6 protein-coding genes are annotated in these 7,268 nt (G+C 58.5%); 1 reads left to right on the top strand and 5 read right to left on the bottom strand.

The genetic code is table 11. The annotated features are described in order from the left end of the window. Positions 1 to 1,917 (top strand): chemotaxis protein CheA, encoded by a 1,917-nt coding sequence (locus VMW12_10715; protein ID HUZ50186.1) that lies wholly within the window; start codon positions 1 to 3, stop codon positions 1,915 to 1,917. Here VMW12_10715 and VMW12_10720 read toward each other — a convergent pair. The 5 genes from VMW12_10720 to VMW12_10740 all read right to left on the bottom strand — a co-directional run. Beyond that, complete coding sequence (locus VMW12_10720) at positions 1,883 to 2,899, bottom strand: chemotaxis response regulator protein-glutamate methylesterase (protein HUZ50187.1); 1,017 nt, start codon at positions 2,897 to 2,899, stop codon at positions 1,883 to 1,885. The two genes, VMW12_10715 and VMW12_10720, sit on opposite strands and share 35 nt — an antisense overlap. Next, entirely contained in the window at positions 2,896 to 3,504 is a 609-nt protein-coding gene (cheD, locus tag VMW12_10725; protein ID HUZ50188.1) for a chemoreceptor glutamine deamidase CheD, read from the bottom strand. Before cheD ends, VMW12_10720 begins: the two co-directional genes overlap by 4 nt. 4 nt (positions 3,505 to 3,508) lie before the next feature. Next, complete coding sequence (locus tag VMW12_10730) at positions 3,509 to 4,330, bottom strand: CheR family methyltransferase (GenBank protein ID HUZ50189.1); 822 nt, start codon at positions 4,328 to 4,330, stop codon at positions 3,509 to 3,511. After that, positions 4,315 to 6,828, bottom strand: coding sequence for a methyl-accepting chemotaxis protein (locus tag VMW12_10735; protein ID HUZ50190.1), 2,514 nt, complete (start codon positions 6,826 to 6,828; stop codon positions 4,315 to 4,317). Before VMW12_10735 ends, VMW12_10730 begins: the two co-directional genes overlap by 16 nt. A 16-nt stretch (positions 6,829 to 6,844) precedes the next feature. Next, a partial coding sequence (locus tag VMW12_10740; protein HUZ50191.1) for a chemotaxis protein CheW occupies positions 6,845 to 7,268 on the bottom strand: 424 nt, incomplete at its 5' end.

A 7,268-nucleotide genomic window follows, 5' to 3' on the forward strand; every position in this document is an offset into this window, starting at 1 on the left:
GTGCCCATAGATATCAAACAGTTCTATCAGGGCTTCTTCGACGAGGTCGCCGAGCACCTAGAGCATTTGGAAGCACTCGCCGTCGCCATCGATGTCGAAAATCCGGAAAAGGAACACATCGCGGCGCTCTTTCGTATCGCGCATTCGATCAAAGGCGCGAGCGGGACGTTTGGTTTTTCCTCGATGACGACGTTGACGCACGCAATGGAGACCCTCCTCGACCGCGTGCGGCAAGGAAGGCTCGCGATGTCGGCCGAGATGATCGATGTGCTCCTGAGCGCACGGGACGTGCTGCAGCTCCAACTCGAAGCGTATCGCGCCGACACCGAAATCGATCCTGGGGCCGCCAAGCAAATGGAAACCGAGCTGCTTCGATTCGCCGCCGAAACCATGACCGGTGCTCAGCATACCTTCGAAGTACTCTACTCCTGTAAGCAAATCGGAGCCGATCGCGCCGCGGCCCTGGACGCACTATCCGACGCATTTTCCAACCTGGGCGTCGTACGATTGCGCCCACAGGATGCCGAGCAGCCTATCTGGCGCTTTGCGCTTCGTACCCCGGCAGCCGAACAAGAAATCCGCGATCTCTGCGCCTATCTCGGCGGACCGCGTGATGGCGTAGAGATCGTCAATGCGGGGGTGCGCGACCGCGGTGAGATGGTCGCTCGCACGAAGCCTCCCCAAGAGAATGAAAGCTATGGGTTCTTCGAACCCGTGCGGCCCGCGCGAACCGAACCGGCTACGCCTTCGATCATCCCGGCCGGAGGCGATTCAGATGCTTCGACGATTCGCGTGCGGCTCGATAAGGTCGAACGGCTCATCAATTTGGCGGGCGAGATGATCGTTACGACCTCAACGCTCGCTCAATCCGTTCAGGATGTCGATTCAGCCGTGCATGCAACCCTGATGAGCACCGTGGAGGTGTTGGAACGGCAGACGCGCGACCTGCGCGAAGGCGTCATGGCGGTACGCATGATGCAGGTGGGGATGCTTTTCGCACGGTTTACGCGCGTCGTACGGGAGGCCGCGCACAAACTCGGGAAGGATGCTGTTCTAGTCACCTCCGGTGACGATACGGAACTCGATAAGGGTCTCATGGAGCAGATCGCCGATCCGCTCGCGCATCTGATCCGTAACGCGATCGACCACGGAATCGAACCGCCGGCACTCCGCGAATCCCTCGGCAAAGAACGGCGCGGCACGATTCGACTGCGGGCGCGGCAAGAAAGCGGCCGCGTCCTCATTGAGGTGTCCGACGATGGACGCGGGCTGAACCGAGAAGCCATCCTTGCGAAAGCGCGAGCGCTCGGGAATGAAGTCCCCGCCGATGCGCCCGACGCGCAGGTTTGGGCCCTAGTCTTCGCCCCGGGCCTTTCTACGGCAAGCGAGGTCTCCGATATCTCGGGCCGAGGGGTTGGAATGGACATCGTGCTGGCCAACGTCACGCGCCTAGGCGGCCGCGTCGACATCGCTTCGAAAGAAGGGCTCGGAACGACGGTCACGCTTAGCGTTCCCTTGACGCTTGCGATCATCGATGGATTAGCGGTTCGCGCTGATGGACAGACCTATGTGATTCCGCTGGAAACCATCGTGGAATCCTTTTCGCTCGGTGAGCGCTCCGTGCATACCATCGGCTCTGCGCATCGGGTCGTCGAATTCCGCGGCCGGCAAGTACCGCTCGTTTCAATCACTGGAATGTCCGAAGCGGCAACTGCGCATCGCCCTATCGCAGTAGTCGTGGAGAGCGAAGGCGCCATCGCTGCACTATGCGTTGACGAACTCGAAGGCCAATACCAGGTTGTCGTAAAGAGCCTCGAAGCCAACTTCCGACGCGTGCCCGGGTTGATCGGTGCCACCGTCATGGGAAGCGGCGAGGTTGCGTTTATCCTCGACGTTCCCGCTGTCGTCGCATCGTAGCGACGATCCGTTGCGCGATGAGTTCCAAGGGTACGATTTCGCATGCGGCTCCGAGATCGATCGCCGCTTTCGGCATGCCGAACACCATCGAGGATTCCTCATCTTGGGCCACCGTATGAGCGCCGGCCCGACGTAACGCGAGCAGCCCCTTTGCGCCATCGGCTCCCATGCCCGTGAGTAGTATGCCGACCGCATCAGAACTCGCGACCTTGGCAGCCGACTCAAAAAGAACGTCCACGGATGGGCGATGGCGGTTGACTCGCGGCCCCTCATCCAGGACGGCACGGTATTCGCCGGGACGCCCGGCGACGCGCAGGTGCATATCCCCCGGAGCAATGTATGCATGTCCGGGAAGCAGCGCATCGAGATTCGCCGCTTCGTGAACTCTCAGCGCGCTCGATCTATCCATTCGCTCGGCGAACGACCTCGTGAACAGCTTGGGCATGTGCTGCGTAACGACGACGGGCGAGAGCGTCGCGGGTAACGCGGCGAGGATCGTTCGCAAAGCCTCGGCTCCGCCGGTCGATGCACCGATCAAGATAAGGCCGTTGCGGGACTCCCCGGCGGGCGTCCGCATGCGCGCGCGCCTAGCCGCTTGTACCTTTTCGTAAAGAAGATCGGCGAAGGCACCAAAATCCGAGGGGTTCGATACGATCGGTTTCAATACGAAATCCACCGCGCCCAATTCGAGCGCGCGCAGCGTGAGTTCGGTACTCGCCACGGTCGGCGAGGAGAGCATGATCACCGGTAGCGGGCGAACCTGCATAATCTGTTCCAGGAAGGTAAGCCCGTCCATTCCCGGCATATCGATGTCGAGCGTCATCACATCCGGCACCAACATTTCGATTGCCTCACGTGCTTGCTCGGCATCGGCCGCCTCTCCCACAACCGCTATCCCCGGCATTGCCGTGATGACCGCACGAAGAACGCTACGCATGATCGACGAATCGTCGACGATGAGCAAACGCGTGATAGGGGTCACGAGAAAATATCCACGTCGCCATAGATCGTCTGGCGTGAGAGCTTTTCCATATATTCGACATCACGGGCCGACACCGTGTCGTTCGTGACCGTACGCAGGTATTTAACGTGCACGACGCCGGTGCGCGGAAAAAAGTAGATCTTCCTGGGCACGTCGCCCAAGAGATCCTCCGATGCGAGACGGATTTTCTCCACCTTCAAGTACTCCCGAACGAATACGGCGTTATCTACCCCGATGTTGAGTTGAGTGAATGCTTTCACGACCGCCGCACCGCCGAAAACTTTGGCCTCGAGATTTTCTCTGCGGCACCCGTGTTTGATAAGTTCGTTGATAACCAGTTCCATCGCGTAGGATCCGTAGCGCATGCCCAGTGTATGCCCGATCTTGACGCCGTCTTGGCTGCGAATGGCGGGCAGCATAAAATGGTTCATGCCACCCTTGCCGCTAGTGACGTCGCGGATGCACGCCGCAATGCACGATCCAAGCACGGTCACGATGGCGACGTCTTCATCCGTAACGTAATACTGTCCGGGCGTAAGCTTGACCGTATCGGTCTTGAAATACGTATCGAAATAACGATTCGGAAGCAGGGGGTTGTCGTTCACAGGGTCAGGCCGTGCTTGTGCGTTCGTAGGTTGTACGGCCGACTGGTTTGAGGCTTTCGTTAAATCCGCTGATGAGTTCGGAATGCCCGGTAAAGAGCAAGCCCCCCGGCCGCAGCAGCCCCACCATTCGCCCGATCACGTCGCGCTGCGTGGGCTTATCGAAATAGATAAGCACATTCCGGCAAAAAATCACGTCTAGATCTCCGTTTAACGGCCACGCATTGGAACGAAGATTTGTTTCGCGAAACACGACCAGACTGCGCACCTCTGGGCGAACGCGAACGAAGCCTTCGTTCGGCCCGCTCCCCCGAAGAAAAAATGCATGGAGGCGCTCCTGGGTCAGATCCTTGCAGCGATCCAAGGCATAGACGCCTGCCTCGCCTTGCGCCAAGACCTCGGTATTGATATCCGTGGCAAGAACGTTGCACGGCGGCTCCAGCGTCCGTAGCGATTCACATGCCGTCATCACGATGGAGTATGGTTCTTCGCCGGTAGACGCGGCGGAGCACCAGATTCTCATCGGCCGCTTAGCCTTGCGCAAAAATGCATCCAGCATCACGAAATGCGTGGGTTCCCGAAAAAACGCGGTCAGGTTCGTCGTCAGCGCGTTGACGAATGCCACGCGTTCGCACTCGTCGCTACCGATTACATCGAGATATTCGTGAAACGACTCGATCTTAAGAGCGCGAAGCCGTCGCGAGAGGCGGTTGTACACCATCTCGCGCTTGACATCCCCTAGAGCGATCCCCGCCAATTCGCGGATAAGGGCGCGAACTCGGCGGAAATCGCTCTCGGTGAAGCCGTACGATTCTAGAATGTTTTCCAATCGGCATCAGCTTGAGTTTTTGCACCGCGCCTTACGGGCGCTCCCCGTCCGTTCTTCGCCGGCTTCGCCAGTGCCAGCGCCGGTGTTGCCGGCGCACCGGCGAGCGGAAGCACCCCATCGACACGGAAGGTTCCAACCGTTATTGCGAGCGAGCGAGCCTGCTCTTCGAGCGAAACCGCGGCAGCAGCGGCTTCTTCTACAACGGCGGCATTCTGCTGTGTGATCTGATCCATCTGCATGACCGCCTTGTTCACTTGTTCGATGCCGCTACTCTGTTCCAGCGACGCCTGCGCGATGTCGCCGATCAATTCGGTAACGCGCTTCACCGAATCGACGATTTCCTTCATCGTCGTGCCGGCCTGTTGCACCAGACGCGTGCCGCCTTCGACTTTTTCAACCGATCCCCCGATAAGCGTCTTGATCTCTTTGGCGGCTGCAGCACTGCGTTGTGCGAGGTTGCGCACCTCCCCGGCCACGACCGCGAAGCCGCGCCCCTGTTCCCCTGCCCGTGCGGCTTCTACCGCGGCATTCAGAGCCAGGATATTGGTTTGGAACGCGATGCCGTCGATGACGCTGATGATCTCGACGATCTTGCGCGAACTGTCGTTGATCGCGCTCATCGTGACAACGACCTGTTCGACCACGTCGCCGCCCTTGATCGCCACGTCGCGCGCCCCCAGGCCGAGCTGGTTGGCTTGCCGCGCATTCTCCGCACTTTGACGCACGGTAGCGGTGAGCTCTTCCATGCTGGAAGCGGTTTCTTCCAGACTGGAGGCCTGTTCTTCCGTGCGCTGTGAGAGATCGGCGTTGCCGGCGGCGATCTCTTCGGCAGCACTCTTTACGGCGTCGACCGCCGTCTTGATTTGCTGGATCAGCATCTGCAAGCTGCTCGACGTCGCGTTTGCGTCGTCTTTCAATTGCCCAAACATACCGCCGTAGTCGGCCTCGATACGCTCCGTGAGATCGCCGCGCGAAAATGCGGCCAAGACGCGCATGACGTCGCCTAGTCCCATCTCGCAGATATCGATCAACGTATTGATCGATGCGGCGAGTGCGTGGAAGAAGCCATCTTTGCCGGCTAGGATAATGCGCTGCGAGAAGTCGCCGCCGGAAGCCGCCGAAACGATGTCGCCGACCTCCTTTTCGACCTGTACCTCCGCGGTACGATCGACCCATTCTACAACGGCGCCGTGGCGTGCGCCCTTCTCGTCCATAATGGCATTAGCGGACAATACAAAGGTACGCCCGCCGATCGTGACCTCGGAACGGTGTGTGTCCGTAATGCTGCCCAAGATGCGCCTCTGATGCGCGGGCACCTTGTGGAATTCGTCGATACTCGTACCGAGGAGACGCTCGACGTGCATGTTGGGGAGATCTTTTTGGATGTCTTTCTCCGCCACACGGAACATATCGAGAATCGCCTTATTCATATAGACGATCTTCATATTTTCGTCGGCTAACATCGTATTCGTCGAAACGTTATCGAGCGCCGTCTTGATCCGTAACATCTCCGCTTTGCGACGTTCCTCCTCGGCCTGCTCCTTCAGATCCGCGGTACAGTCGTACCATTCGACCACCGTACCGATGCGATCGCCGCTATCGCTAAAGACCGCATTTGCCGCTAGATCGAAAAAGCGGCTGCCGATGCTTATACGCGCTTTATACGCATCGCCGCGCATCGATGAGAGAATGTCTCTCTGATGCTGCGCTCGCTTGTGGAAATCATCGATACACGTGCCCAGTAGCGCCTTCGGATCGAAATGCGGAAGGTCTTTGCGAATGTCGACAAGGGCTTCTTCGAACATCTTCTGAACCGCGCGGTTCAGAAATACGATGCGGAAATCATTGTCGGCGATCATGATGTTCGTCGACACGTTATCGACCGCGCAAAGCAGGCGGGCACTTTCCGCACTCAGACGCTGCTGCTCGCCTTCAAAAAGAAGAGCCGCAGTACAGTCGTCCCATTCAACCACCGTGCCTATGCGCTCGCCGGCATCGCTATAGACAGCGTTTGCCGAAAGATCGAAAGAACGCCCGCCGATCGCAATACGCGATTTGTACGAGTCCTTCTGAAGGGCCGACAGAATGCGGCGCTGGTGCGCGGGATCGCGGTGGAACTCGTCGATGCAGCGACCGCTCAGACTTGTCGGGTCGAAGCCCGGAATCTGCTTGCGGATGTCTGCTGCCGCGTTCTGGAACATGTTCTCTATCGACCGGTTCATGTACACGATCCGAAACTCGTTGTCTGCGATCATGATGTTGGTCGAAACATTCTGCAGCGCGCATTGGAGCCGTAAAAATTCGTCTTCTTGTTTGTTGCGCTGTTCGCGCAAACCGGCTTGCAAGGAGTGGAGCCCCTCTACGATCTCGCGCAGAGGATCGCCTCCGTCGGAGGGCAGCGAGACGTCGTAATTGCCGCCGGCTATACGGGTGAGAGCGGCTGAAATGTCGGCGCAACGCCGCGCGACTTGTCCGTTCAAATCGATAAGGATTGGCATTGGTAAAACCTCCTTGTCAAGCGCTCGCGGCCGTTTCGACGAGTTCCATGTCCTCGCTGGACATGAGCTTCTCGATATCGACCAGAATCAGCATGCGTTCTTCAACCGAAGCTATGCCCAGGATGTACTGGATGTCGACGTGCGTTCCCATATGCGGAACGGGTTTGATCTGGGTATGCGCGAGCATGATGACGTCGGAGACGGCATCGACGACGATACCCATGGTTTTGCCGCAAACATTGATGATGATTGCAACGGTGAACTGATCGTATTCAACCGTCGAAAGCCGGAACTTGATCCGAAGGTCGACGATCGGGACGATGATTCCGCGTAAATCGATGACCCCGAGAATAAACTCCGGCGTGTTTGCGATCTTCGTCACTAGCTCGAACCCACGGATCTCCTGGACGCGTAGGATATCGATGCCGTATTCTTCCGCG

It is taken from the genome of Candidatus Dormiibacterota bacterium, assembly GCA_035532835.1.
Lineage (GTDB): Bacteria > Vulcanimicrobiota > Vulcanimicrobiia > Vulcanimicrobiales > Vulcanimicrobiaceae > DAHUXY01.

Bases quoted from the DNA above. Each gene is read 5' to 3' on its own strand.
- VMW12_10735 (HUZ50190.1), bottom strand. From the start codon at position 6,828: ATGCCAATCCTTATCGATTTGAACGGACAAGTCGCGCGGCGTTGCGCC.